Origin of the sequence: Pseudomonas sp. K8 (genome assembly GCF_014889455.1) — a bacterium.
Classification (GTDB): Bacteria; Pseudomonadota; Gammaproteobacteria; order Pseudomonadales; family Pseudomonadaceae; genus Aquipseudomonas; species Aquipseudomonas veronii.
On record NZ_VJWO01000017.1, the window covers coordinates 85,141 to 112,073 of the forward strand.

General features: G+C 61.4%; 27 protein-coding genes. 18 read left to right on the forward strand and 9 right to left on the reverse strand.

Annotation, left to right across the window (positions count from 1 at the left end):
- The first annotated feature begins 40 nt into the window (after positions 1–40).
- The 14 genes from INT12_RS14595 (at position 41) to INT12_RS14660 (ending at position 15,038) form a co-directional block, all read left to right on the forward strand.
- Complete coding sequence (locus INT12_RS14595) at positions 41–2,035, forward strand: histidine kinase (protein ID WP_126587657.1); 1,995 nt, start codon at positions 41–43, stop codon at positions 2,033–2,035.
- An 18-nt stretch (positions 2,036–2,053) separates the two neighbouring features.
- Positions 2,054–2,683 carry a response regulator transcription factor gene (locus INT12_RS14600; RefSeq protein WP_017847801.1) on the forward strand — a complete coding sequence of 210 codons (630 nt, stop codon included), beginning with the start codon at positions 2,054–2,056 and terminating at the stop codon, positions 2,681–2,683.
- Positions 2,684–2,908: 225 nt separating this feature from the next.
- Positions 2,909–4,021, forward strand: coding sequence for an ABC transporter ATP-binding protein (locus INT12_RS14605; protein ID WP_193058892.1), 1,113 nt, complete (start codon positions 2,909–2,911; stop codon positions 4,019–4,021).
- 44 nt (positions 4,022–4,065) lie between these two features.
- Positions 4,066–5,106, forward strand: a complete 1,041-nt coding sequence (locus tag INT12_RS14610) for an ABC transporter substrate-binding protein (RefSeq protein WP_017847799.1) — start codon at positions 4,066–4,068, stop codon at positions 5,104–5,106.
- Positions 5,107–5,193: 87 nt separating this feature from the next.
- Positions 5,194–6,441, forward strand: coding sequence for an ABC transporter permease (locus INT12_RS14615; protein WP_102618120.1), 1,248 nt, complete (start codon positions 5,194–5,196; stop codon positions 6,439–6,441).
- A 12-nt stretch (positions 6,442–6,453) separates the two neighbouring features.
- The gene (locus tag INT12_RS14620; RefSeq protein ID WP_017847797.1) at positions 6,454–7,278 is read left to right on the forward strand and encodes an ABC transporter permease; all 825 of its coding nucleotides are present in this window, start codon (positions 6,454–6,456) and stop codon (positions 7,276–7,278) included.
- 123 nt (positions 7,279–7,401) lie between these two features.
- Positions 7,402–8,550 (forward strand): iron-containing alcohol dehydrogenase, encoded by a 1,149-nt coding sequence (locus INT12_RS14625; protein ID WP_046489168.1) that lies wholly within the window; start codon positions 7,402–7,404, stop codon positions 8,548–8,550.
- An 84-nt stretch (positions 8,551–8,634) separates the two neighbouring features.
- The gene (rpe, locus tag INT12_RS14630; RefSeq protein WP_046381868.1) at positions 8,635–9,309 is read left to right on the forward strand and encodes a ribulose-phosphate 3-epimerase; all 675 of its coding nucleotides are present in this window, start codon (positions 8,635–8,637) and stop codon (positions 9,307–9,309) included.
- Positions 9,306–10,124: a phosphoglycolate phosphatase gene (locus tag INT12_RS14635; protein ID WP_017847794.1), complete on the forward strand. Its 819-nt coding sequence runs from the start codon at positions 9,306–9,308 to the stop codon at positions 10,122–10,124. The genes rpe and INT12_RS14635 overlap by 4 nt, the downstream gene beginning before the upstream one ends.
- Before the next feature lie 69 nt (positions 10,125–10,193).
- The gene (trpE, locus tag INT12_RS14640) at positions 10,194–11,675 is read left to right on the forward strand and encodes an anthranilate synthase component I (protein ID WP_017847793.1); all 1,482 of its coding nucleotides are present in this window, start codon (positions 10,194–10,196) and stop codon (positions 11,673–11,675) included.
- Between the two features lie 20 nt (positions 11,676–11,695).
- Complete coding sequence (locus tag INT12_RS14645) at positions 11,696–12,289, forward strand: aminodeoxychorismate/anthranilate synthase component II (RefSeq protein WP_017847792.1); 594 nt, start codon at positions 11,696–11,698, stop codon at positions 12,287–12,289.
- A 9-nt stretch (positions 12,290–12,298) separates the two neighbouring features.
- Entirely contained in the window at positions 12,299–13,348 is a 1,050-nt protein-coding gene (gene trpD, locus INT12_RS14650) for an anthranilate phosphoribosyltransferase (RefSeq protein WP_017847791.1), read from the forward strand.
- Positions 13,345–14,181 (forward strand): indole-3-glycerol phosphate synthase TrpC, encoded by an 837-nt coding sequence (trpC, locus tag INT12_RS14655; protein WP_104904360.1) that lies wholly within the window; start codon positions 13,345–13,347, stop codon positions 14,179–14,181. The genes trpD and trpC overlap by 4 nt, the downstream gene beginning before the upstream one ends.
- A 161-nt stretch (positions 14,182–14,342) precedes the next feature.
- A complete protein-coding gene (locus INT12_RS14660; protein WP_193039843.1) occupies positions 14,343–15,038 on the forward strand; it encodes a biotin/lipoate A/B protein ligase family protein in 696 nt (231 codons plus the stop codon).
- On the opposite strand, the gene crp is transcribed toward INT12_RS14660, so the two are convergent.
- Entirely contained in the window at positions 15,035–15,679 is a 645-nt protein-coding gene (crp, locus tag INT12_RS14665; RefSeq protein ID WP_017847788.1) for a cAMP-activated global transcriptional regulator CRP, read from the reverse strand. The two genes, INT12_RS14660 and crp, sit on opposite strands and share 4 nt — an antisense overlap.
- Positions 15,680–15,927: 248 nt before the next feature.
- Between crp and INT12_RS14670 the strand changes: the two genes are divergently transcribed.
- On the forward strand, positions 15,928–16,350 hold the full coding sequence (locus tag INT12_RS14670; protein ID WP_005792019.1) for an OsmC family protein: 423 nt from the start codon (positions 15,928–15,930) through the stop codon (positions 16,348–16,350).
- 57 nt (positions 16,351–16,407) lie between these two features.
- Here the strand turns inward: INT12_RS14670 and coq7 are convergent, their stop codons facing one another.
- The 6 genes from coq7 to hemJ all read right to left on the reverse strand — a co-directional run bounded on the left by coq7 (position 16,408) and on the right by hemJ (position 20,845).
- Positions 16,408–17,055 carry a 2-polyprenyl-3-methyl-6-methoxy-1,4-benzoquinone monooxygenase gene (coq7, locus tag INT12_RS14675; RefSeq protein ID WP_017847787.1) on the reverse strand — a complete coding sequence of 216 codons (648 nt, stop codon included), beginning with the start codon at positions 17,053–17,055 and terminating at the stop codon, positions 16,408–16,410.
- Between the two features lie 118 nt (positions 17,056–17,173).
- The gene (locus INT12_RS14680) at positions 17,174–17,512 is read right to left on the reverse strand and encodes a histidine triad nucleotide-binding protein (protein WP_017847786.1); all 339 of its coding nucleotides are present in this window, start codon (positions 17,510–17,512) and stop codon (positions 17,174–17,176) included.
- 46 nt (positions 17,513–17,558) lie between these two features.
- Positions 17,559–18,347, reverse strand: coding sequence for an SDR family NAD(P)-dependent oxidoreductase (locus tag INT12_RS14685; RefSeq protein WP_017847785.1), 789 nt, complete (start codon positions 18,345–18,347; stop codon positions 17,559–17,561).
- 63 nt (positions 18,348–18,410) lie between these two features.
- Entirely contained in the window at positions 18,411–19,361 is a 951-nt protein-coding gene (locus tag INT12_RS14690) for a DUF805 domain-containing protein (protein ID WP_017847784.1), read from the reverse strand.
- 68 nt (positions 19,362–19,429) lie between these two features.
- On the reverse strand, positions 19,430–20,392 hold the full coding sequence (locus INT12_RS14695) for an NAD(P)H-dependent flavin oxidoreductase (RefSeq protein WP_017847783.1): 963 nt from the start codon (positions 20,390–20,392) through the stop codon (positions 19,430–19,432).
- A gap of 24 nt (positions 20,393–20,416) precedes the next feature.
- Positions 20,417–20,845 (reverse strand): protoporphyrinogen oxidase HemJ, encoded by a 429-nt coding sequence (hemJ, locus tag INT12_RS14700; protein WP_017847782.1) that lies wholly within the window; start codon positions 20,843–20,845, stop codon positions 20,417–20,419.
- 136 nt (positions 20,846–20,981) lie between these two features.
- Between hemJ and argC the strand changes: the two genes are divergently transcribed.
- A complete protein-coding gene (argC, locus tag INT12_RS14705) occupies positions 20,982–22,016 on the forward strand; it encodes an N-acetyl-gamma-glutamyl-phosphate reductase (protein ID WP_017847781.1) in 1,035 nt (344 codons plus the stop codon).
- A 165-nt stretch (positions 22,017–22,181) separates the two neighbouring features.
- Positions 22,182–22,532, forward strand: coding sequence for an iron-sulfur cluster insertion protein ErpA (gene erpA, locus INT12_RS14710; RefSeq protein WP_007906865.1), 351 nt, complete (start codon positions 22,182–22,184; stop codon positions 22,530–22,532).
- 78 nt (positions 22,533–22,610) lie between these two features.
- On the opposite strand, the gene INT12_RS14715 is transcribed toward erpA, so the two are convergent.
- Positions 22,611–23,702, reverse strand: coding sequence for an anhydro-N-acetylmuramic acid kinase (locus INT12_RS14715; RefSeq protein ID WP_193039841.1), 1,092 nt, complete (start codon positions 23,700–23,702; stop codon positions 22,611–22,613).
- A gap of 3 nt (positions 23,703–23,705) precedes the next feature.
- Complete coding sequence (locus INT12_RS14720) at positions 23,706–25,124, reverse strand: peptidoglycan DD-metalloendopeptidase family protein (RefSeq protein WP_193039840.1); 1,419 nt, start codon at positions 25,122–25,124, stop codon at positions 23,706–23,708.
- A gap of 209 nt (positions 25,125–25,333) precedes the next feature.
- On the opposite strand from INT12_RS14720, the gene tyrS reads away from it, so the two are divergent.
- Positions 25,334–26,533 carry a tyrosine--tRNA ligase gene (gene tyrS, locus INT12_RS14725; protein WP_017847777.1) on the forward strand — a complete coding sequence of 400 codons (1,200 nt, stop codon included), beginning with the start codon at positions 25,334–25,336 and terminating at the stop codon, positions 26,531–26,533.
- The last annotated feature ends 400 nt before the right edge of the window (positions 26,534–26,933 follow it).

The window sequence follows — 26,933 nt, forward strand, 5'->3', positions numbered from 1 at the left end:
TGGGTTGGTCAGTATTTGTCAGTGATGTGAGACGTGGATCATGGGTTTTCGCTGTCTGCTGGTTATCGGCTGTATGTGCTTTGCCTTGATGGCGGGGGCTGCGCCCCTGCCTGTCGCTGCGCAAGCGCAGCTCTCTGTGCCGCAACGCGAATGGCTGGCGCAACACCCGGAGTTGCGGGTGGGGCTGGTCTTGCAGGCGCCGTATGCGCAATACGACCGGCGCCTGCAGCGTTTGTCGGGGGCCAATGTCGAGTTGATGCAATGGCTGGCCAAGGCCCTGAACATCGAGCTGACGTGGCGCAATTTCCCCACTCAGGAGCAACTGGAAGCCGCCCTGCGCGACGGCGAGGTGGACATCGCCCCCGGCCTGCAGCAAACCCCGGCCGGTTTGCGCCTGTGGTTGTTCACCGACCCGTACATGCGCGTGCCCCAGCGTATCGTCGGTGTGCGTGAGGGCGGCGGTGCGGTGGATTTGGAAAAACTCGACGAACATTCCCGCGTCGCCGTGCGTATGCCCAGCGCCGTGGCCGATTACCTGCGCAGCACTTATCCCGGTCTCAACCTGCAAGGCGTGCCCATGGAGCGCCAGGCCTTGCAGTTGCTGGTCAGTCAGCAGGCGCGTTACGCCGTGGTGGATGAGGCGCAACTGAGCCGTTTGTCGGGCGAGCCTGAGTTCTCCGGGCTGGCGGTGGTCGGCGATATCGGCCTGCCGCAATTGCTGCGGGTGGCGACCCGCCGCGACTGGCCGGAACTGTCCGGCATCATGGAAAGCGCGTTGCGCGCCATCCCCGCCCGCGATCTGGACCAGTTGCACAACCGCTGGCTGCAACCCAAATACCCGCGTCTGTCCGAGTCTCCCGGCCTGTGGCAAAACCTCAGCCTGCTGTTGGGGTTGCTGCTGCTCGCCAGCCTGGCGGTGGTGTTCTGGCAGCGTCGCCAGCAACGAGTGCTGGAACACAAACTGCTCGCCGCTCGCGAAGAAAGCGCCGCACGCGCCGCCGGTGCCGAAGCGCTGCGCCTGACGCAGTTTTCCATCGATCAAAGTACCGTCGGCATCCTCTGGGTCAATTGGGACAGCCATGTGCGCTACGCCAACCTTGCGGCGGAAACCATGCTCGGTTATGGCCCCGGCGCGCTGATCGAGCGTCCGCTGGCTGATTTCGACCCGAGCCTGAGCATGGACCGTTGGCTGAACCTGTGGAAACGCGCGCGTGCCAGCGAAGAGGGCCCACAGCATTTCGCCGCCGACTGCCTGCGCGCAGACGGCAGCATCCTGCCGGCCGAGGTGTCGTTGAGCTTTTTGCGGTTTGCCGACGGCGAATACCTGGTGGTCTACCTCAATGACGTCACCGAGCGTCGCCGTTATGTGGCTGCGTTGCTGCAAAGCGAAGCGCAGTTGCGCGAGCTATCGGCGCACCTGGAAACCGTGCGTGAAGAAGAAAAGGCGCGCATCGCCCGCGAAGTACACGACGAACTCGGGCAAATGCTCACCGTACTCAAGCTGGAAACCTCCATGTGCGAGCTGGCCTATGCGCAACTGGACCCTGGCCTGAACGAGCGCTTGAACAGCATGAAACGCCTGATCGCCCAACTGTTTCAATTGGTGCGCGACGTGGCTACGGCGTTGCGCCCGCCAATTCTCGACGCCGGGATCGCCTCGGCCATCGAGTGGCAGGCGCGGCGCTTCGAAGCGCGCACGCAGATTCCCTGCCTGGTGCAAGTCCCGGATAACCTGCCGGCCCTGAGCGATGCCAAGGCCATCGGCCTGTTCCGTATCCTGCAGGAGGCGCTGACCAATGTGATGCGCCATGCCCAGGCGCATACTGTCGAGCTGACCCTGGCGGTGGAGGGCAAGCAACTGCGGCTGACCATCAGCGACGACGGCGTCGGTTTCATCGAGGCCAAGGGCCGTCCGGTGTCGTTCGGCCTGGTCGGCATGCGTGAGCGCGTGCTGATCATGGGCGGGCAGTTGAACCTGGACAGCCAGCCGGGGGAGGGCACCACCCTGAGTGTGACGGTGCCATTGGATGCATAACAATAAGAGGAAACCCCTGTGATCCGTGTACTGGTAGCCGAAGACCACACCATCGTGCGTGAAGGCATCAAGCAATTGATCGGCCTGGCCAAAGACTTGCTGGTGGTGGGCGAGGCGGGCAATGGCGAGCAGTTGCTGGAGACCTTGCGCCATGTGCCTTGCGAGGTGGTGTTGCTGGATATCTCGATGCCTGGCGTCAACGGCCTGGAAGCCATCGCGCGGATTCGTGCGCTGAGCAATCCGCCGGCGATCCTGGTGCTGTCGATGCACGATGAAGCGCAGATGGCCGCGCGGGCCTTGAAGGTTGGCGCGGCCGGTTATGCCACCAAGGACAGCGACCCGGCCCTGCTCTTGATGGCGATTCGCAAGGTCGCGGCCGGCGGGCGCTATATCGACCCGGACCTGGCCGATCGCATGGTCTTCGAGGTCGGCCTGACCGATTCGCGACCTTTGCATTCGCTGCTGTCGGAACGCGAGTTCTCGGTGTTCGAACGCCTGGCCCAGGGCGCCAACGTCAACGACATCGCTCAGCAACTGGCGTTGAGCAGCAAGACCATCAGCACCCATAAGGCACGCCTGATGCAAAAGCTCAATATCACCTCCCTGGCCGAACTGGTGAAGTACGCCATGGAGCACAAGCTGCTCTGACGACATGCCTGTTTGCGACCTCCTTCAGAGCGCCATTTGCCCGTTCTCGGCGCTTGCAGGCTGGCGCTCATAGCGGCGCTGTTCTATCCCCGCCATCGCTGTAGGGCGTTCCCTACCCCCAACCTTCCATCCGGCTGATGTGATTCTCTCCTGGCCCCCGATTTCCGGGGCCCCGCCCCTGGACTACGCTTGTGCCACAGCAGTCCAAAATACAAAGGTGCGGGTATGAGCGAGGCGGATTCAAATGATGTGCTGGTCAGCTTTCGTGGCGTGCAGAAGAGCTACGACGGCGAGAACCTGATCGTCAAAGACCTCAACCTGGAGATTCGCAAGGGCGAGTTCCTCACCCTGCTAGGGCCGTCGGGTTCGGGTAAGACCACCAGCCTGATGATGCTGGCCGGCTTCGAAACGCCGACTGCCGGCGAAATCCAGCTGGCCGGACGCGCCATCAACCACGTGCCGCCGCACAAGCGCGATATCGGCATGGTGTTCCAGAACTACGCGTTGTTCCCGCACATGACCGTGGCCGAGAACCTGGCGTTTCCCCTGTCGGTGCGAGGGTTGAGCAAGACCGATATCAGCGAGCGGGTCAAGCGCGTGCTGAGCATGGTCCAGCTCGACGCCTTCGCCCAACGCTACCCGGCGCAACTCTCCGGCGGCCAGCAACAGCGTGTGGCGTTGGCCCGGGCGCTGGTGTTCGAACCGCAGCTGGTGCTGATGGACGAACCCCTCGGCGCCCTCGACAAGCAATTGCGCGAACACATGCAGATGGAGATCAAGCACCTGCACCAACGCCTCGGCGTGACCGTGGTGTATGTGACCCACGACCAGGGCGAAGCCTTGACCATGTCCGACCGGGTGGCCGTGTTCCACCAGGGCGAGATCCAGCAGATCGCGGCGCCGCGTACCCTGTACGAAGAACCGAAAAATCCCTTCGTCGCCACCTCCATCGGCGAAAACACCCGCCTCAACGGTCGCCTGCACAGCCACACCGGCGACCGCTGCGTGGTGGAACTGGCGCGGGGCGAGAAAGTCGAGGCGCTGGCGGTGAACGTCGGCCAGGTCGGCGGCCCGGTGACCTTGTCGGTGCGGCCTGAGCGCGTCAGCCTCAATGGCTCCAGCGAACGTTGCGTGAACCGCTTCTCTGGGCGAGTAGCGGAATTTGTCTACCTGGGCGTCCACGTGCGCGTGCGCCTGGAAGTCTGCGGCATGACCGATTTTTTTGTGAAACAACCGATCGCCGAGCTGGACCCGGCACTGGCGGTCGGCGACGTGGTACCGATTGGCTGGCAAGTCGAGCACGTTCGCGCACTCGACCCACTTCTAGAGGCGAAATAATCGCCCCCATGGCTTCACCAACCCTGCACGTGGAGAGAACAACAATGTTGAGATCCCTTAAGTATTCCGCACTGGCGATCGGCTTGATCGGCGCGACCCAGGCCATGGCTGGCCCGGATCTGACGGTCGTGTCCTTTGGTGGCGCGAACAAGGCCGCACAGGTCAAGGCTTTCTATGCACCGTGGGAAAGTGCAGGCAACGGCAAAATCATCGCCGGCGAGTACAACGGTGAGATGGCCAAGATCAAGGCCATGGTCGACACCAAGAGCGTGTCCTGGGACCTGGTAGAAGTGGAATCGCCGGAACTGTCCCGTGGTTGCGACGAAGACATGTTCGAGCCGCTGGACCCGAAACTGTTCGGCAACACCGCTGACTACGTCAAAGGTGCGATCCAGCCGTGCGGCGTGGGCTTCTTCGTGTGGTCGACCGTACTCGCCTACAACGCTGACAAGCTGAGCAGCGCGCCGACCAGTTGGGCGGATTTCTGGGACACCAAGAAATTCCCTGGCAAGCGCGGCCTGCGCAAGGGTGCCAAATACACCCTCGAATTCGCGTTGATGGCTGACGGCGTGGCGCCGAAGGATGTGTACAAAGTGCTGGCTGGCAAAGACGGCCAGGACCGTGCGTTCAAAAAGCTCGACGAACTCAAGCCGTCGATCCAGTGGTGGGAAGCCGGCGCGCAACCGCCGCAGTACCTCGCCTCGGGTGACGTGGTGATGAGCTCGGCCTACAACGGTCGCATCGCTGCCGTACAGAAAGAGAGCAACCTGAAAGTGGTCTGGAACGGTGGCATCTACGACTTCGACGCGTGGGCTATTCCAAAAGGCCTGGCCAAGGATCGCGCAGAAGCGGCGAAGAAGTTCATCGCCTTCTCGGTGCAGCCGCAGCAGCAGAAGATCTACTCGGAAAACATCGCCTACGGCCCGGCCAACACCCAAGCCGTACCGTTGCTGGCCAAGGACGTGCTCAAAGACATGCCGACCACGCCTGAGAACATCGCCAACCAGGTGCAGATCGATGTGAGCTTCTGGGCGGATAACGGTGAGCAACTCGAGCAGCGCTTCAATTCCTGGGCTGCCAAGTAACTCCATGTGGGAGGGGGCTTGCCCCCTCTCACAGGGGATCTGCTGCGTTTGGCAGAGTGCATTCATTTTCAAGTTTCGGAGTTAGCCATGGCCATCGCCGTTCCCTCGACCGAGGTCAACAGCCCCACTCTCAAGCAGCGCCTGGCGCGTGCTGAGCGGCTTAATCGCTGGAAGGCCCAGGCCTTGATTGCGCCGCTGGTGCTGTTTTTGCTGCTGGTGTTCCTGGTGCCGATCGTTGCGCTGTTGTACAAAAGTGTCGGCAACCCGGAAGTCGTGGGCGGCCTGCCACGCACGGTGGTGGCGGTGAAGACCTGGGACGGTCGCGGCTTGCCTGGCGAGCCGGTGTACCAGGCGCTCAGCGAAGACCTTGGCGAAGCGCGCAAGAACCAGACCCTCGGCGATCTGTCGAAACGCTTGAACATGGAACTGGCCGGCTATCGCAGCCTGCTGACCAAAACCGCGCGGGCGCTGCCGTTTACCGAAGCGCCAGCCTCTTATAAAGAAGCGTTGGAAACCCTCGACGAACGCTGGGGCGACCCGGCGTACTGGCAGGCGATCCGGCGCAATACCAGCAGCCTGACGCCGTACTACCTGCTGGCGGCCGTCGATCACCGCATCGACGACCTCGGCGAAGTGGCCCCGGCCACGCCGGACCAGGCGATCTACCTGGACATCTTCGCCCGCACCTTCTGGATGGGCCTGGTGATCACCTTTCTCTGCCTGCTGCTGGCCTATCCGCTGGCCTACCTGCTGGCCAACCTGCCGGCACGGCAAAGCAACCTGCTGATGATTCTGGTGCTGCTGCCGTTCTGGACCTCGATCCTGGTGCGCGTGGCGGCGTGGATCGTGCTGCTGCAGTCCGGTGGCCTGATCAACGGCGCGCTGATGGGCATGGGCCTGATCGATAAGCCGCTGGAGCTGGTGTTCAACCGCACCGGGGTCTACATCTCCATGGTGCATATCCTGCTGCCGTTCATGATTCTGCCGATCTACAGCGTGATGAAAGGCATCTCGCCGACCTACATGCGCGCCGCGATTTCCCTGGGCTGTCACCCATTCGCCAGCTTCTGGCGCGTGTACTTCCCGCAAACCTACGCCGGTGTGGGCGCAGGCTGCCTGCTGGTGTTCATCCTGGCGATTGGTTACTACATCACCCCGGCCTTGCTGGGCAGCCCGAACGACCAGATGGTCAGCTACTTCGTGGCCTTCTACACCAACACCAGCATCAACTGGGGCATGGCGACCGCGTTGGGCGGCTTGCTGCTGCTGGCCACCGTGCTGCTGTACCTGATCTACAACCGGCTGGTGGGCGCCAGCCGCCTGCGCCTGAGCTAAGGAGACCTTGCGATGCTGAGCCCTTATATGTCGCCCGTGGAGCGGGTGTGGTTCTACAGCTTGCGGATCCTCTGCGGCTTGATCCTGCTGTTCCTGATTCTGCCTGTGCTGGTGATCATCCCGCTGTCGTTCAACAGCGGCAGCTTCCTGGTGTACCCGCTGCAAGGCTTCTCGCTGCACTGGTATCAGGACTTTTTCGCCTCGGCCGAATGGATGCGGGCGCTGAAGAACAGCGTCATCGTCGCCCCGGCGGCCACCGTGCTGGCCATGGTGTTCGGCACGTTGGCGGCGATCGGCCTGACCCGTGGGCATTTCCCCGGCAAGGCGCTGGTGATGGCCCTGGTGATTTCGCCGATGGTGGTGCCGGTGGTGATCATCGGCGTGGCCAGTTACCTGTTCTTCGCGCCGCTGGGGCTGGGTAACAGTTTCTTTTCGCTGATCGTGGTCCACGCCGTGTTGGGCGTGCCGTTTGTGATCATCACGGTGTCCGCGACCTTGCAGGGTTTCAACCATAACCTGGTGCGGGCAGCGGCCAGCCTGGGGGCATCGCCGTTGACCGCGTTTCGCCGGGTGACCTTGCCGCTGATCGCGCCGGGGGTGATTTCCGGGGCGCTGTTCGCGTTTGCCACCTCGTTCGACGAAGTGGTGGTGACGCTGTTCCTCGCCGGCCCCGAGCAAGCGACCCTGCCGCGCCAGATGTTCAGCGGTATCCGCGAAAACCTCAGCCCGACGATTGCCGCCGCGGCGACCTTGCTGATTGCCTTCTCGGTGTTGCTGCTGCTGACCCTGGAATGGCTGCGCGGCCGTAGCGAGAAGTTGCGCACCGCCCAGGTCTAAATGTGGGAGGGGGCAAGCCCCCTCCCACAATCGGTTCTGTGACCATTCAGCTGTTGAATGGAAGACAACCGATCTCCGTCAGCTACTCTTGTGCCAGCCCACAATCGACAAGAGGCCGCGCACATGAGTACTTCCTCATTCAAGATCGCCCACAAACTGTTGACTGGCGCCGGCGCCATCGAGCAATTGGCCGCAGAGTTGACGCGGCTGGATGTCGACAACCCGCTGATCGTCACCGATGCCGCGCTGGTCAGGTCCGGCACCGTGGCGCTGGCGCTGGCGCATTTGGGCGAGCGTACCTACGAGATCTTCGACCGGGTGCTGCCCGACCCGGAAATCGCCATTGTCGAAGACTGCATGCGCGCCTACCGCGAAGGCGGGCATGACGGCCTGATCGGCCTGGGCGGCGGCAGTGCGATCGATATCGCCAAGAGTGTGGCGGCCTATGCCGGATACCACGGCGCGCTGGCGGACCTGTTCGGTGTCGATCAGGTGCCGCGCAAGGGCCCGCCGCTGATCGCCATTCCCACGACGGCCGGCACCGGCTCGGAAGTGACCAACGTTGCGATCCTCTCCGACAAGGCCGCGCAACTGAAAAAGGGCATCGTCAGTGACTTCCTGCTGCCGGACGTCGCACTCATCAGCCCGCAGATGACCCTGACCTGCCCGCGCAGCGTCACCGCCGCCAGTGGCGTGGATGCGCTGGTGCATGCCATTGAGTCCTACCTGTCGCTGAACGCCTCGCCGATTACCGATGCCTTGGCCATCGGCGCGATCAAGCTGATTGCCAAGGCGTTGCCCAAGGCTTACGCCAACCCGGCCAACCTGCAGGCCCGCGACGACATGGCCACCGCCAGCCTGATGGCCGGGATGGCGTTCGGTAACGCCGGGGTCGGCGCGGTGCATGCGTTGGCGTATCCGCTGGGCGGGCGCTTCAATATCGCCCATGGCGTGAGCAATGCGCTGTTGCTGCCGTATGTCATGCACTGGAACAAGCTGGCGTGTGTCGAACGCATGCAGGACATTGCCCAGGCCATGGGCGTGAATGTCACCGGCCTGAGCGTCAATGAAGCCGCCGACCAGGCGGTCGAGGCGATGACGCGACTGTGCGCCGCGGTGGAGATCCCGTCGGGCCTGCGCAGCTTCGGTATCCCCGAAGACGCACTCGCGGCCATGGCCGTGGAAGCGGCGGGTATCGAGCGCCTGATGTGCAACAATCCGCGCCAACTCAGCGCCGCCGATATCGAGAAAATCTATCGGGCGGCGTACTAGCCGTTGAGTTAGGTCACGGTGCGCTGGGCAAAGCATGAGGTATACAATGCGCGCCATTGTGATTTAGCTCAAAAAAGGTGCGTCATGCAGCCCTTCGTTATCGCTCCATCGATTCTCTCCGCCGACTTCGCCCGTCTGGGTGAGGAAGTGGACAACGTGTTGGCCGCCGGTGCCGACTTCGTCCACTTCGATGTCATGGACAACCACTACGTCCCCAACCTGACCATCGGCCCGATGGTTTGCGCGGCGTTGCGCAAGTACGGTGTCACCGCGCCGATCGACGCGCACCTGATGGTCAGCCCGGTAGACCGCATCGTCGGGGACTTCATTGAAGCGGGCGCGACTTACATCACTTTTCACCCGGAAGCCTCGCTGCACGTCGACCGCACCCTGCAACTGATCCGCGAAGGCGGCTGCAAGGCGGGCCTGGTGTTCAACCCGGCCACCCCGCTGGACGTGCTCAAGTACGTGATGGACAAAGTCGACATGGTGCTGCTGATGAGCGTCAACCCAGGTTTCGGCGGGCAGAAGTTCATCCCCGGCACCCTCGACAAGCTGCGCGAAGCCCGTGCGCTGATCGATGCCTCGGGGCGTGAGATCCGCCTGGAAATCGACGGTGGGGTCAACGTCAACAACATCCGCGAAATCGCTGCTGCCGGCGCCGACACCTTTGTCGCTGGCTCGGCGATCTTCAATGCGCCGAACTACCAAGACGTCATCGCCAAGATGCGTGCGGAACTGGCGCTGGCGCGTCCATGAGCGGCTTCGAGCGGCTGTTCCCCGGCAAACTGCCACGGCTGGTGATGTTCGATCTGGACGGTACGTTGATCGACTCGGTGCCGGACCTGGCGGCGGCGGTGGACGAGATGCTGCTCAAGCTGGGGCGCAAGCCGGTCGGTATCGAGTCGGTGCGCAAATGGGTCGGCAACGGCGCGCAGGTGCTGGTGCGCCGGGCGCTGGCCAACCGCATCGAGGCCGAGGGGGTCGATGATGTCGAGGCCGAACACGCCCTGGAATTGTTCAACCTCGCCTATGAAGACCACCACGAACTGACCGTGGTGTACCCCGGCGTGCGCGACACCCTCAAATGGCTGAGCAAGCAGGGCGTGGAAATGGCCCTGATCACCAACAAGCCGGAGCGCTTCGTCGCTCCGTTGCTGGACCAGATGAAAATCGGCCGTTATTTCCGCTGGATCATCGGTGGCGATACCTTGCCGCAGAAGAAACCCGACCCGGCGGCGCTGTTTTTCGTGATGAAAATGGCCAATATCCCGGCGTCCCAGTCGTTGTTTGTCGGTGATTCGCGCAGCGATGTGCTGGCGGCCAAGGCGGCGGGCGTGCAGTGCGTGGCCTTGAGTTACGGCTATAACCACGGTCGGCCGATCGCCGAAGAGTCGCCCGCGCTGGTAATTGATGACCTGCGCCGACTAATCCCCGGTTGCTTGGGAGCGGGCGCTGAGATAACGTTGGCCGACACCGATCCGTCCCCTTCTGGAAATACCATCGTGGTAGTCACTCGCAAACTCTGGATGAAAGTCATCAAGGCCCTGGCCCGCTGGCGTTGGCGCGCCTGACTGAATCCTGGCCGCGCTGCGGCACGTTTGCACACCTGACCGTTAGACCCTCATGCCACGAGGCACCTCATGATCCGCGAAGAATTCCTGCGCTTGGCCGCTGCCGGCTACAACCGTATCCCCCTGGCCTGCGAAACCCTGGCCGACTTCGACACGCCGCTGTCGATCTACCTGAAGCTGGCCGACGCGCCCAACTCCTACTTGCTCGAATCGGTACAGGGCGGCGAGAAGTGGGGCCGTTACTCGATCATCGGCCTGCCGTGCCGCACCGTCATGCGCGTGTACGACCATCACGTCAGCATCACCCATGACGGCGTCGAGATCGAAAGCCATGACGTCGAAGACCCGCTGGCCTTCGTCGAAACCTTCAAGGCGCGCTACAACGTGCCGACCATCCCTGGGCTGCCGCGTTTCAACGGCGGCCTGGTCGGGTATTTCGGCTACGACTGCGTGCGTTATGTGGAAAAACGCCTGGGTAAATGCCCGAACCCCGATCCATTGGGCGTTCCGGACATTCTGCTGATGGTCTCCGACGCCGTGGTGGTGTTCGACAACCTCGCCGGCAAGATGCATGCAATCGTGCTGGCCGACCCCTCCCAGAGCGATGCGTTCGAGCAAGGCCTGGCCAGCCTCGAAGCCCTGCTGGAAAAACTGCGCCAGCCGATCACCCCGCGTCGCGGCCTGGATTTGCGCCGTCCGCCGGCGGCCGACCCGGTGTTCCGCTCCAGCTTTACCCAGGATGACTATGAGCGGGCGGTCGATACCATCAAGGAATACATCCTCGCCGGCGACTGCATGCAGGTGGTGCCGTCGCAACGCATGTCCATCGACTTCAAGGCCGCGCCGATCGACCTGTACCGTGCGCTGCGTTGCTTCAACCCGACGCCGTACATGTACTTCTTCAACTTCGGCGACTTCCACGTCGTCGGCAGTTCGCCGGAAGTGCTGGTGCGCGTCGAAGACAACCTGATCACCGTGCGCCCGATCGCCGGTACCCGCCCGCGTGGCGCGACCGAGGAAGCGGACCTGGCGCTCGAAGAAGAGCTGCTCAGCGACGACAAGGAAATCGCCGAGCACCTCATGCTGATCGACCTGGGCCGCAATGACACCGGGCGCGTCTCGGAAATCGGCTCGGTGAAGTTGACGGAGAAGATGGTCATCGAGCGCTACTCCAACGTGATGCACATCGTCTCCAACGTCACCGGCGAATTGAAGGCCGGCCTGACCGCGATGGACGCGCTGCGGGCGATTCTGCCGGCGGGCACCTTGTCGGGCGCGCCGAAGATTCGCGCGATGGAGATCATCGACGAGCTCGAACCGGTCAAGCGCGGTGTCTACGGCGGCGCCGTGGGGTATTTCGCCTGGAACGGCAACATGGACACCGCCATTGCGATTCGCACGGCGGTGATCAAGGACGGGGAACTGCATGTGCAGGCCGGTGGCGGGATCGTCGCCGACTCGGTGCCGGCCCTCGAATGGGAAGAAACCCTGAACAAGCGCCGTGCCATGTTCCGTGCAGTGGCGTTGGCTGAACAGACCCCCCAGGGCTAAGAATTCTTGAGGTTTCCCCCATGTTGCTGATGATTGATAACTACGACTCCTTTACCTACAACGTTGTGCAGTACCTGGGCGAACTCGGTGCCGAGGTCAAGGTGGTGCGCAACGACGAACTGACTGTCGCCGAAATCGCCGCCCTGAACCCGGAGCGCATTGTGGTTTCGCCGGGGCCCTGCACGCCGACCGAGGCGGGCATCTCCCTGGAGGCGATCAAATACTTCGCCGGCAAGCTGCCGATCCTCGGCGTGTGCCTGGGTCACCAGTCCATCGGCCAGGCGTTTGGCGGTGAGGTGGTGCGGGCGCGCCAAGTGATGCACGGCAAGACCAGCCCGGTGTTCCATAACAACCTTGGTGTGTTCGAAGGCCTCAACCTGCCGGTCACCGTGACGCGCTACCATTCGCTGGTGGTCAAGCGCGAAACCCTGCCCGACTGCCTGGAGTTGACCGCCTGGACCCAGCTGGAAGACGGCTCGGTCGACGAGATCATGGGCTTGCGCCACAAGACACTGAACATCGAAGGGGTGCAGTTTCACCCCGAGTCGATCCTGACCGAGCAGGGCTACGAGCTGTTCGCCAACTTTCTCAAGCAGAGCGGCGGCACGCGCTAAGGACTTTTCATGGATATCAAGACTGCCCTGAGCCGTATCGTCGGCCATCTGGACCTGAGCACCGCGGAAATGAGCGATGTGATGCGTGAGATCATGACCGGTCAATGCACCGACGCGCAGATCGGCGCGTTCATGATGGCGATGCGTATGAAGAGCGAGAGCATCGACGAAATCGTCGGCGCCGTGTCGGTGATGCGCGAGCTGGCAGACAAGGTCGAGCTCAAGACCCTCGACGGCGTGGTCGACGTGGTCGGCACCGGCGGCGACGGTGCGAATATTTTCAACGTGTCCACGGCGGCCTCCTTCGTGGTCGCGGCAGCGGGTTGCACCGTGGCCAAGCACGGCAACCGAGCGGTGTCCGGCAAAAGCGGCAGCGCGGATCTGCTCGAAGCGGCCGGGATCTACCTGAACCTGACCCCCGTACAAGTGGCGCGCTGCATCGACAACGTGGGCATCGGCTTCATGTTTGCGCAGTCCCACCACGGCGCGATGAAACACGCCGCCGGCCCGCGCAAGGATCTCGGCCTGCGCACCCTGTTCAACATGCTCGGCCCGCTTACGAATCCGGCCGGTGTGAAGCATCAGGTAGTCGGCGTGTTCAGCCAGGCATTGTGCCGGCCGTTGGCCGAAGTATTGCAGCGCCTGGGCAGCAAGCATGTGCTGGTGGTGCATTCCAAAGACGGCCTGGACGAATTCAGCCTGGCGGCGCCGACCTTTGTGGCGGAGCTGAAGAATGATCAGATCACCGAATATTGGGTCGAACCTGAAGACCTCGGCATGAAGAGCCAGAGCCTGCACGGCCTGGCAGTGGAAAGCCCGGCGGACTCCCTGGCGCTGATTCAGGACGCCTTGGGGCGTCGCAAGACCGAAAACGGCCAGAAAGCCGCCGAAATGATTGTGCTCAATGCCGGTGCCGCGCTTTATGCCGCCGATCACGCCTATAGTCTTAACGAAGGCGTGGCCCTCGCGCATGATGCATTGCACACCGGCCTTGCCCGCGAGAAGCTCGAAGAACTGGGGGCCTTTACTGCGGTGTTCAAGATGGAGAATGAAGGATGAGTGTGCCGACCGTTCTGGAAAAGATCCTGGCCCGCAAAGCCGAAGAAGTCGCGGAACGCCGTGCCCGCGTGAGCCTGGCCGAGCTGGAAAGCCAGGCGAAAATCGCCGATGCGCCGCGTGGCTTCGCCAAGGCCTTGATCGCCCAGGCCAAACTCAAGCAGCCGGCTGTCATCGCTGAAATCAAGAAGGCCTCGCCAAGCAAAGGCGTGATCCGCGAAAACTTCGTACCGGCCGACATCGCCGCCAGCTATGAGAGAGGCGGGGCGACGTGCCTCTCCGTGCTGACTGATGTCGATTTCTTCCAGGGTTCCGACCTGTTCCTGCAACAGGCCCGCGCCGCGTGCAAGTTGCCGGTGATCCGCAAGGACTTCATGATCGATCCATACCAGATCGTTGAAGCCCGTGCCCTGGGCGCCGACTGTGTGCTGCTGATCGTCTCCGCGCTGGATGACGTGAAGATGGCCGAGCTGGCGGCCGTGGCCAAAAGCGTCGGCCTCGACGTGCTGGTGGAAGTCCACGACGGCGATGAGCTGGACCGTGCGCTGAAAACCCTCGACACACCGCTGGTGGGGGTCAACAACCGCAACCTGCACACCTTCGAAGTCAGCCTGGAAAACACCCTCGACCTGCTGCCGCGTATCCCGCGCGACCGCCTGGTGATTACCGAAAGCGGCATTGTTAACCGCGCCGACGTGGAACTGATGGAAATCAGCGACGTGTATTCGTTCCTGGTGGGCGAGACCTTCATGCGCGCCGAGAACCCGGGCGCCGAACTGCAACGCCTGTTCTTCCCGGAGCGTGGTGTGGCAGTCAGCGGTTCGACCCTGGATTGATCAAACCGCGGTCAGTATTTGAAGTGCGGTCAACATGTGGGAGGGGGCTTGCCCCCGATGGCGGTGTATCAGTTGATAGATGTACTGACTGACACTCCGCTATCGGGGGCAAGCCCCCTCCCACATTGGGTTTTGTATTTATTCAGCGAGGTAGGTGTTCGATGATCCAGCCAGTGTCGATGAGTGTCGAAGCCGGGCTTGCTGCCGAGCAAAACCTGCTGGCGGCTGTTTGTGCAGGGGAGCAGGCGTTTGGCCTGCTGTTCTGGCAGCCCAGTGATCAGGCATTGGTGATGCCGCGGCGCTTGAGCCGACTGCCGGGGTTTGACGTGGCCAGCCAAGTGTCAGCCGCGGCGGGTTGGCCGGTGCTGTTGCGCGAAACCGGCGGCGAGCCGGTGCCGCAATCAAACGCCACGGTCAATATCGCCCTGGTCTACGCACCGCCGCGCAGCGAAGGCGACCAGGGGCGCATCGAAACCGGCTACCTGCGTTTGTGCCAGCCGATCTGTGACTTGCTGATCGAACTGGGCGGCGATGCTTCCGTCGGCGAAATCGACGGCGCGTTCTGCGACGGCCGCTACAACGTCAACCTCAATGGCCGCAAAATGGTCGGCACCGCCCAGCGCTGGCGCCAAAGTGGTGGCCGTCCGGTGGGGCTGGTACACGGAGCCTTGTTGCTGGACAACGATCGCGAAGAACTGATCGCGGCGGTCAATCGCTTCAATCAAGCCTGCGGCCTGGAACAGCGCGTTCGCGCCGACAGCCATATCGCCCTGCACGAAGCCTTCCCCGCACCGGACGCGCTCAGCCGGCTGGATGGGCTGTACCGGCAGATGCTGGCCAGCTTCCTGCCGGTTTAACGGGTGCCGAACACCACCATCGTCTTGCCTTTGACGTCTACCAGGTTGCGTTCTTCCAGATCCTTGAGCACGCGACCGACCATCTCCCGCGAACAACCGACAATGCGCCCGATCTCCTGACGCGTGACTTTGATCTGCATGCCATCGGGGTGAGTCATCGCGTCGGGCTGCTTGCACAGCTCCAACAGGCAGCGGGCCACACGGCCGGTGACATCAAAGAATGCCAGGTCGCCGACTTTGCGCGTGGTGTCCCGCAGGCGCTGGGCAATCTGGCCGCTCAGTGCATAGAGGATGTCGGGATCGTGCTGGGTCAGTTCACGAAACTTCGTGTAACTGATCTCGGCCACTTCGCTCTCGATTTTGGTCCGCACCCAGGCGCTGCGCTCCTGTTCTTTGCCCGCTTGTTCAAATAACCCCAGCTCGCCGAAGAAATCGCCGGTATTGAGGTAGGCAATGATCATCTCGCGGCCGTCTTCATCCTCGATCAGGATGGTGACCGAGCCCTTGATAATGAAGAACAGTGTTTCGGAGCGTTCGCCTGCGCAGATGATGTTGTGCTTGGCCGGGTAGCGACGACTCTGGCAATGCGTCAGCAGTCTGTCGAGATTCTTGATCTTGGGTATGGGAGTAAAAGCAACCATGGTTGTATCCCGAAAAAGACTGCACAGGGTGGTTGGATTTGTTTTTATCCAGCTGTATCTGCATTGATACACGTTGTACAAAGGATGGCAATGCGCCATTCATTTGGCGCCAGCTTACCAGACACATTGTGACTCGATTAGCCAATTTACCGGGTAACTGTGGCGATTGATGGCTTTACGCGCAAAAGCTGCCGGCCGCGGGCCGTGTGCTAAGCTGGCGACCCTTTTTTAGCAGTGGAGTCTGGGCGATGAAGGCACGCATCCAATGGGCGGGCGAAGCCATGTTCCTCGGTGAGTCGGGCAGTGGCCATGTCGTGGTCATGGACGGTCCGCCGGAAGCCGGTGGCCGCAACCTGGGCGTACGCCCGATGGAAATGCTCCTGCTTGGTGTAGGCGGTTGCAGCAATTTCGACGTGGTCAGCATTTTGAAAAAGTCCCGCCAGGCCGTGGAAAGCTGCGAAGCCTTCCTCGAAGCCGAGCGTGCGACTGAAGATCCCAAGGTGTTCACCAAGATCCACATGCATTTCGTGGTCAAGGGCCGGGCGCTGAAAGAAGCCCAGGTCAAGCGTGCCATCGAGCTGTCGGCTGAGAAGTATTGCTCGGCGTCGATCATGCTGGGCGCGGCCGGTGTCGCCATTACCCATGATTACGAAATCATTGAGTTGGGCTGATCCAGGGATTCGCCGGCAATAAAGACAGGGCGCTTTGATAGCGCCCTTTTTTGCAGGTTAGATGCGGTAGGTGCTTTTGGTCATGACCTTGGCCATCAGGCTCATGCCAAACCTCACCGGCGCCGGGAAGCGGAAACCACCGGCGTCCAGTGCGCTTTCTGCGTGGTGTTCTTCATCGATACGCATCTGTTCAAGAATCGCCCGGGACTTTTCGTCTTCGGTCGGTAACTGTTCCAGGTGCTCATCCAGGTGCTTGCATACTTGCTGTTCCGTGGCCGCGACAAACCCCAGGCTGACTTTGTCGCTGATCAAGCCGGCTGCGGCGCCAATCCCAAACGACAGGCCATAGAACAGCGGGTTCAGCACGCTGGGATGGCTGCCCAATTGGCGAATGCGTTGCTCGCACCAGGCCAGGTGGTCGATTTCTTCCTCGGCGGCATGCTCCATGGCTGCGCGCACTTGCGGCAGCTTGGCGGTCAGCGCCTGGCCCTGGTACAGCGCCTGGGCACAGACTTCGCCGGTATGGTTGATACGCATCAGGCCGGCGACGTGGCGGGTGTCGGTCTCGTTCATCTGTGCATCGGGCTGCACGATGGCGGGCGACGGGCGATACGGCTGGCCGCTGAATGGCAGCAGCGTGCGTATGGCTGTGTCAGCTTGCAACAACAGACGGTCAATCGGCGAGTAGTGACGTTGGGTAGTCATGCTGACCTCCGGGAAGAATCTCGGCGGCCAGTTTACCGCAAGAGAGGGCGAAGCGTTTGCGTTGAGTCAAGGGCATGGGGTCGCATGCGGGAGGCCGGCGACCCGTGTGTCAGGCGTATCAGCCCGGCGGCCAGTTCATCTGGCGCTGGCCCAGCACATGCATGTGGATATGGTAAACGGTCTGTCCACCGTCTTCATTGCAGTTCATCACCACACGAAAGCCCTTCTCGCAGCCCTGTTCCAGGGCCAGGCGCTGAGCGGTGAACAGGATGTGCCCAGCCAGGGTTTTGTCGCTTTCGGTCAGATCGTTCAGGGTGCGGATCGGTTTTTTCGGGATAACCAGAAAATGTACCGGCGCTTGTGGGGCGATATCGTGGAAGGCGAGGACCTGATCATCTTCATAGATGATCTTCGCGGGTATTTCTCTGTTGATGATCTTGGTGAACAGAGTATCCAAAGCTGTTTCTCCATGGTGAATGTGCAGGGTGAGTGTACTCAGGCCTTCAGCGCGGGCAATAGGCCTTGTTGATCGCGCCGGCGAGCTTGCGGGTCAGCCAGCGTGGGCTCAAGCGCGGACTGAAGGCGAGCCAGCGATTGCGGCGGCCGGGGATGATGATGGCTTGGTTTTTTTCCAGGGCGCGCACGGTGTAGAGCGCCACTTCTTCCGGGCTCATCAAGTGCGCGCTGCGCTCGAGCTTGGCGGTGTCCATTTGCGCCGTGCCGAAGAAGGCCGTGCGCGTCGGGCCGGGGCACAGCACCGAGACCTTGATACCGCAGGTTTTCAATTCTTCGCGCAGGCCTTCGGAGAAGTGCAATACATAGGCTTTGCTGGCGTAGTAACTGCTCATCCACGGGCCGGGCTGGAATGCGGCGATCGAGGCGACGTTGAGGATCTGCCCGCCGCCATGCAGGGCCATGGCATTGCCGAGGGCGTGACACATACGGGTCAGGGCGAGGATGTTGACTTCGATCAGGTCCTGCTCGGTCATCCAGTCCTGGGCCAGGAACGGCCCGCTGGTGCCCATGCCAGCGCAGTTGACCAGCAAGTCGATCTGCCGTTCGCCTTCCTCAAGCTCCAACAGGAACCCGGACAAACGCAGCGGCTCACCCAGGTCGCAGGCGCGGAACAGCACCTCGACGCCGAAGCGTTGCGTCAATTCGATTGCAATGCTTTCCAACTGATCACGCTGGCGGGCCACCAGAATCAAGCTGCGGCCGCGCCGGGCCAGTGCTTCGGCCAAGGCCAGGCCGATGCCGCTGGAGGCACCGGTGATCAGAGCGTAACGGGTCATGCCTTTCTCCATCGCAACGCCGCCGGACCTGTGACAGAGGCATCACAGGCGGCGGGCGTTTTTTCACTGTTCTGGAGAGTCTACAGGTTCGGCCGCGTCGTCAGCACTTTGCACGTCTTCTTCATTGACGATCACGCTTTGATCGGCGTCTTCATCGGAGGTGATGGAGCTGCTTTCGTAGCTGCTGTCCACGTTGCTTTCGAGTTGGTCCAGGTAGCCGTTCATCCCCAAGGCCATCAAGATGATGAGCATCAACGGAATAAACGCCAGCCACAGGGAGGCCAGGACTTTCACTGCCGTGGAGTTGCGCGGTGGCGGCGCACCGTACTGGTTGGCGCCGGTGTTACCTGGCAACACCAGCAGCAGCAGCGGGAAAATGCTGTTCACCAGCGGCACCAGGTTCAGCAGGTACAGCCAGCCGGACCAGCCCAGGTCGTGCAGACGCTGCACGCCGATTTGCACGCTGACCCAGACAATCGCCACGAACAGCGCGAAACCCAGCAGCGAGCCCAGGATGATGCCCGCCGTCGGCGAAGCGGTCGCCACGGCGAAGCCGGCAGTGGCGAGGATTCCCGAGGCGACGAGCATCGCGACGGTGAGTACCAGCGTCCAGGCCAGGTAGCGCAGGCGACCGATGCGGCCATGGATCGTGAAGATCTTGAGCTCGGCGTACTCCGGCAAATCGTCACCCACTGCGGCACGCGGTGGTGCATACGGGGAGGCGGCAGGGCGGGCAGAGGGCTCGGTCTCGTGGGTTTCGTCAAGGCTGAAGGCCACGGGCTGTTCGGCTTCGATACGCGCGTCGATCCCGGCGTTCTTCAGCGCGGTGAGGTAGGTTTCGGCATCGGGGCGCGCGAGGTCGCGCTTGAGGGCGACGGGGCGACCGGTAAAGAGCTTCTCGATGGCCTCAACGTTGCTTTTGAACAATTCGGCGAGATTCAGTTTAGCGGTGGTGCTTTCGACACCCGGGAGCAGGGCTCCATCAAACACAATCTTGAAACGGTTGTCGCTCATGCGGGCATCCTTGTCATGTTACAGGGGAGGGGGCAGGCCCGCTTCAATGGGCGGGCCCGGCAAGTGTATCAGCGCGGCCAGCGCAACTGTGCCGCCTTCTCGCGGGCTTCGCGGTATTCGGCATCCAGGCGCGCAACGAGTTCATCGACGCCGGGCAAATCATCGATCTCACCGACGCCCTGGCCGGCGGACCATACGGTCTTCCAGGCCTTGGCCTCGTCGTTCAACGGCTTGAGCTTGGCGCCGAAATTGACTTCGCCTTTGCCTTGCAGGGCGGCCAGGTCGAAACCGGCGTTTGCCAGGCTCTGGCGCATGAAGCTGGCGGGCACGCCGGAGACTGCGGCAGTGTGTACGATGTCGACGGCGCCTGATGTGAGCAGCATCTCTTTATATGCATCCGGCGCGTGGCTTTCGGCGGTGGCGATAAACCGCGTGCCCAGATACGCCAGGTCCGCGCCCAGCAACTGGGCGGCCAGGATTTCGTGCCCGTGGTTGAGGCAGCCGGCCAGCAGCAGGGTTTTATCGAAGAACTGGCGAATCTCGGCGATCAACGCGAACGGGCTCCAGGTGCCGGCATGACCACCGGCGCCGGCGGCCACGGCGATCAGGCCGTCCACCCCGGCTTCGGCGGCTTTCTCGGCGTGACGTCGAGTGGTGACGTCATGGAAGACCAGGCCGCCGTAGCTGTGTACCGCATCGACCAACGCCTTCACCGCGCCGAGGCTGGTGATGACGATCGGCACCTTGTGCTCGACGCAGATCGCCAGGTCTGCCTCCAACCGTGGGTTGCTGTGGTGGACGATGAGGTTGACGGCGTAGGGCGCAGGGTTGCTCAACTGCGCCAGGCCCGCTTCGATTTCCTCCAGCCAGGCCTTGAAGCCACTGCTTTCGCGCTGGTTCAGTGCCGGGAAACTTCCGACCACGCCATTGCGGCAGCACGCCAGGACCAGTTGCGGATTGGAAATCAGGAACATCGGCGCGGCCACGACGGGCAGGCGCAAACGTTGTTCAAGCAAAGCGGGCAGCGACATTGGAGGTACCCCGAGGCATTGACGTTAGAACGGTTTGACCACGACCAGAATTACGATAGCCAGCAATATCAGAACCGGGAACTCATTGAACCAGCGATAAAAGACATGGCTGCGGGTGTTTTCGCCACGGGCGAAGCGTTTTACCTGCGCGCCGCACATGTGGTGGTAACCGATCAGCAGAACGACCAGGGTCAGCTTGACGTGGAGCCAGGCGCCCATATGGAAGAGGCCGGGGTTGAGGGCGATCATCCAGATGCCGAAGACCAGCGTGGCAAGCATCGACGGGCCCATGATGCCGCGATACAGCTTGCGCTCCATGACGCTGAAGCGTTCCTTGCTGACGGTGTCTTCGCTTTGGGCGTGGTAGACGAACAGGCGCGGCAGGTAGAACAGCCCGGCAAACCAGCACACGATGCTGACGATATGGAAGGCTTTGACCCATAGATAAAGCATTTTTAGTTATTCCCAGGTTCACGGTAACTGAAGATAGTAGTGGCTCATGCGTCCTTACGTCACCTTGGCGGTTGTCGCAGGACAATGCGGCCCCTATTATCGACGGCTTTCCAGTGGGTTCTTTGAGGGCAGGTTTATGGTCAAGGTCGGTATCGTCGGCGGCACGGGTTACACCGGTGTCGAATTGCTGCGTCTGTTGGCGCAGCATCCGCAAGCTGAGGTGGTGGTCATCACTTCCCGATCCGAGGCCGGCCTGGCTGTGGCCGATATGTACCCGAACCTGCGAGGCCATTACGACGGCCTGGCGTTCAGCGTGCCGGACATCAAGACCCTCGGTGCCTGTGACGTGGTGTTCTTTGCCACCCCCCACGGCGTGGCCCATGCGCTGGCCGGCGAGTTGCTGGCCGCGGGCACCAAGGTCATCGATCTGTCGGCTGATTTCCGCCTGCAGGACGCCGACGAGTGGGCCAAATGGTACGGCCAGCCACACGGCGCGCCGCAGCTGTTGGAAGAGGCGGTGTACGGCCTGCCGGAAGTCAATCGTGAGCAGATCAAGCAAGCGCGCCTGATCGCCGTGCCGGGTTGCTATCCGACCGCGACGCAGTTGGGCTTCCTGCCATTGCTCGAAGCCGGGCTGGCCGACGTTTCGCGCTTGATTGCCGACTGCAAGTCGGGCGTCAGCGGCGCCGGGCGTGGGGCGGCGGTGGGGTCGCTGTACTCCGAGACGTCGGAAAGCATGAAGGCCTACGCGGTAAAAGGGCATCGTCATCTGCCGGAAATCCGCCAGGGGCTGCGTCGCGCCGCCGGTAAGGATGTGGGGCTGACCTTCGTGCCGCACCTGACTCCGATGATCCGTGGTATTCACTCGACACTGTATGCGACGGTGGTGGATCGCTCGGTGGATTTGCAGGCGCTGTTTGAAAAACGTTACGCCAACGAGCCGTTCGTCGATGTGATGCCGGCCGGCAGCCATCCGGAAACCCGCAGCGTGCGCGGCGCCAACGTGTGCCGGATTGCCGTGCATCGGCCGCAGGACGGTGATCTGGTGGTGGTGCTGTCGGTGATCGACAATCTGGTCAAGGGCGCTTCGGGCCAGGCGGTGCAGAACATGAACATCCTGTTCGGCCTGGATGAGAAGCTGGGCTTGTCCCACGCAGGCATGCTGCCGTAAGGCTGTCAGGTCGCCAAGCAGAAGGCCCGTCGATCGGGCCTTTTGTGTTTTTAATGGCGGCTGCGCAGATTGATATACCGTAACAATAGTTGACCGCTTTTCTAGGAGAAGCGGATAATACCGACCATTACGCATATGGCGGCGGTACGCCGGGAGATTATCAGCATGAGCGTTGAGTCCTTCACCCCCACGGCTTTGCAATTCACCCACGGTGCTGCGCACAAGGTGAAGAGCCTGGTCGATGAAGAGGGTAATGATCGCTTGAAGCTGCGCGTATTTGTTACGGGCGGCGGTTGTTCAGGGTTTCAGTACGGTTTTACCTTCGATGAAGAAGTGGCCGATGACGACACCATCGTCGAGCGCGAGGGCGTGAGCCTGGTTGTGGACCCCATGAGTTTCCAATACCTGGCAGGCGCCGAGGTGGATTACCAGGAAGGTCTGGAGGGTTCGCGTTTCGTGATCAAGAACCCTAATGCCACGACTACGTGTGGTTGCGGGTCTTCGTTCTCGATCTGATCGGTAGCGGATACAAAAACGCCGCTTGGCTTTGATCGGCCAAGCGGCGTTTTGCTGTCTGCGGATTCTGGCGGGCAGTCAGGCGGGGTAGATCGCGCCCAGCACCCGTAGCCCGCGTGCGCCAGTGACGCTGGGGCGGTTGGCGGCGATGCCTTCGAGGCAGCAATGGGCCAGCCAGGCGAAGGCCATGGCTTCGACCCAGTCGGGGTCTACGCCGCAGGTGGCGGTGCTGCTGACCTGGGTCGATGGCAATAGCGTGGCCAGGCGTTTCATCAGCGTGCGGTTATGCGCGCCGCCGCCGCAGACAAGCAGGGTGTTTGTCTGGGGTTGGGCGGTTTGCAGGGCCTCGACGATGGTCAGGGCCGTCAGTTCCAGCAGCGTGGCCTGGATGTCCTGGGGGGCGAAGGCGGGTAGGCGCGCCAGGTGTTGTTGCAGCCATCCCAGGTTGAACACTTCGCGCCCGGTGCTTTTCGGGCCTTTGGTCAAGAAAAAAGGGTCACTGAGCAGCGCGTTGAGCAACTGAGGTTCGACTTTGCCGCTGGCGGCCCACTGGCCCTCGCGATCAAAGTGTTCGCCGCGCTGTTGATGAATCCAGGCATCCAGCAAGACATTGCCCGGGCCGCAGTCGAAGCCGGTTACGGGTTTGCCGGTCTCGATCAGGCTGAGGTTGCTGAAACCTCCGACATTCAAAACCGCACGATTCCCGCTGCGTTCGTCAAACAGTGCTTCATGAAAGGCCGGTACCAATGGCGCACCCTGGCCACCTGCGGCAACGTCGCGGCTGCGGAAGTCGCTGACCACGGTGATGCCGGTCAATTCGGTGAGCAAGGCAGGGTTGCCGATCTGTACGGTGAAACCGCGTGCCGGTTCATGGCGGATAGTCTGCCCATGGCTGCCGATCGCGCGAATGTCCTGGGGCTTGAGGTTGTGCTGGTCGAGCAGGGCATGGATGCCCTGGGCGGCGAGTGTCACCCAGTGCTGCTGGGCCATTGCCGAGCGGGCGATCTCATCCGGGCCGCTGGCGCACAGGCCAAGCAGCTCCGCGCGCAGGCTGTCTGGCATGGGGATGTAGTGAGTGGCGATCAGCTTGATCGCCGCCTCTTGTTCGATCAGGGCGATATCCAGGCCATCGAGGCTGGTCCCTGACATCACGCCTATATAGAGCGGCATACCTTAGCGCTTCGCCGAAGCCAGCAGGGTGGAGCGCTCCTGATCCATGCGTGCCATCAGCGGTTGGCTTTGTTGCATGAAACGCGCGCGTTCGGCCTTGGCGATCGGGTCGGCCATCGGCAGTTTCTGGCCCAGCGGGTCGACGTGTACGCCATTGACCTGGAATTCATAGTGCAAGTGTGGGCCGGTGGACAGGCCGGTCGTGCCGATATAGCCGATCACCTGGCCCTGCTTCACGTTGCCGCCGGTCTGTACGCCCTTGGCGAAGCCTTGCATGTGGCCATACAGCGTGCGGTAGGTGTTGCCGTGCTGGATGATCACGGTGTTGCCGTAACCGCCGCGACGTCCGGCCAACAGTACCTTGCCGTCACCTGCGGCCTTGATGGGCGTGCCGCGCGGCGCTGCATAGTCGACGCCTTTGTGGGCGCGGATTTTGTTCAGGATGGGGTGCTTGCGTCCCATGGAGAAGCGCGAGCTGATGCGGGCGAAATCCACAGGTGTGCGGATAAAGGCCTTGCGCATGCTGTTGCCATCAGCGGTGTAGTAACTGCTGTTGCCTTGTTTGTTGGTGTAGCGCACGGCGGTGTAGGTCTTGCCGCGGTTGGTAAAGCGCGCGGAGAGGATATTGCCGGTGCCGACCACTTTGCCGTTGGCGACCTTCTGCTCGTAGATCACGTCGAATTCGTCACCCTGGCGGATGTCCTGGGCGAAGTCGATGTCGTAGCCAAACACGCTGGCCATGTCCATGGTCATGCTGTGGGACAAGCCGGCACGGGCGGCCGATTGCGACAGCGAGCTGTTGATGACGCCATGTACGTAGGCGGAGCGCATCACTGGCTTGGTGGTGATGCGATTGAACGCGAAACCCTTGGCACCCTTGGTCAGGGTGATGCTTTCCAGGTCGCTGAGGTTGCTGTGCAGGGTGTTCAGCTGGCCATCTGGGGTCAGTTCGAATTCGAGTTTTTGACCGCGTTTGAGCTGGGTGAATTGCTTGGCTTGTTTATCGCTGGCCAAGACCTCATTAACCGTAGCGGCAGGTAGGCCGACCTTCTCGAACAGGGTGGAAAGCGTGTCGCCCTTGCCGACGAGCACCTCGCGATGCTGAGGGCTCTTGGCCTGCGCTACGGCAGGTGCAGCCTGCTGCTGGGCGGTTTTGTCGGTTTCGTCCGGGGCGCTTTCGATCTGGGCAAACGGCGAATCGACGGGTGCATTTGTGGCTTGTTGCGCGTCGGAAGCGTCTTGATCTTGTGTCAGTTGTTCTGCGGGACTTTCCAGGTCAAGGCTCAGGGATGTTCGTTTGGCTTCTACGTCACTGGAAGGGAATACCAGGAGTGCCAGGCTCAGAAGGGCGGCGATACCACTTGCAGCGAGCAGGTGGGTCTTTGGGTAAAGCGGCGGCGCTTTAGACGGTTCTGTGGTCATAGGTAATTTTGACTTTGAAGATGAAATGGAAAAGATGACTGACATGATGAAGATGAAATAACTGTATAAAATATAACCAAATCATCTGTGACGCAAGCTCGCGAACGCCGGGCTTGTCGAACGGTGTCCGTGCGCAGGGCAAAACTTGTAATTAGTCCCTGATCTTGTATGGTTGGTTCCCTTTTGAATCTGAGCCTTGCGGGTCTGTTATGAAGTCGGTTGAAGAGCAGCTAGCGCTGATAAAACGTGGTGCGGAAGAACTGTTGGTCGAGGCGGAGCTGATCGAAAAGCTCAAGCGTGGCCAGCCCCTGCGTATCAAGGCCGGCTTTGATCCGACTGCGCCGGATCTGCACCTGGGCCATACCGTGCTTATCAATAAGCTGCGCCAGTTCCAGGATCTGGGGCATCAGGTGATCTTCCTTATAGGGGATTTCACCGGGATGATCGGTGATCCAAGCGGCAAGAGCGCCACGCGTCCGCCGCTGACCCGTGAACAGGTTCTCGAGAATGCCGAGACCTACAAGACCCAGGTGTTCAAGATTCTCGATCCGGCCAAGACCGAGGTGGCGTTCAACTCCACCTGGATGGACAAGATGGGGCCGGCGGACTTCATTCGTCTGACATCCCAGTACACCGTGGCGCGCATGCTTGAGCGCGATGACTTCGACAAGCGCTACTCGACCAACCAGCCGATCGCGATTCATGAGTTCCTGTACCCGCTGGTCCAGGGCTATGACTCGGTGGCGTTGCGCGCTGACGTTGAGTTGGGTGGCACCGATCAGAAGTTCAACCTTCTGATGGGGCGTGAGCTGCAGCGTGCGTATGGGCAAGAGGCTCAGTGCATTCTGACCATGCCGTTGCTGGAGGGGTTGGACGGCGTCAAGAAGATGTCCAAGTCCCTGGGCAACTATGTCGGTATCCAGGAAGCGCCGGGCGTGATGTACGGCAAGCTGGTTTCGATTCCGGATGCGCTGATGTGGCGTTACTTCGAGCTGTTGAGCTTCCGCTCGATGGATGAGATCAATGCGCTGCGTGCGGATGTCGAGGCGGGTGCCAATCCTCGCGACGTGAAGATCAAGCTGGCTGAAGAGATTGTTGCGCGTTTCCATGGCGAGGAGGCTGCGGCCAGTGCTCACCGTGCGGCGGGCAACCGGATGAAGGATGGTGAGCTGCCGGATGATCTGCCGGAGATCGAGCTGACTGCTGCCGAGGCAATGCCGATCGCGGCCGTCCTTAATAAGGCAGGCCTGGTGAAGAACTCGGCGGTCGCGCGTGACCTCTTGGGTTCCGGTGGTGTGCGTATCGATGGTGAAGTGGTTGATCGCACCTTTATATACGCGCTGGGTGCGACCCATGTTTGCCAGGCTGGGAAGAAGGCATTTGCGCGTATTACGCTTAAATCCGAATAAGTCTGAAATTAACTGTTGACGGCGATTTATATCTGTCTATAATTCGCCCCACTTCCGGCGCAGTCGAAGCGGAAAACTCCTTGGTAAACAAAGAGTTACGCAAGATTCGACAGCGACCTGCTTCAGTTCATCGAAGCCTGGAAGGAGTTGGTAGGGCGGTGTTGTTTGGCTCTATTAACGTTTCGATCTTCTCGGTCGAAAGCGGAGAAAAAGAGGTGTTGACAGCAGCGTGTAACGCTGTAGAATTCGCCTCCCGCTAACGAGAGATCGGAGGCGCAAGTGGTTGAAGTTACAAAGGAAACTTTGAAAACTTCTGAAAATAATCACTTGACAGCAAATGAGGCTGCTGTAGAATGCGCGCCTCGGTTGAGACGAAAGATCTTAACCAACCGCTCTTTAA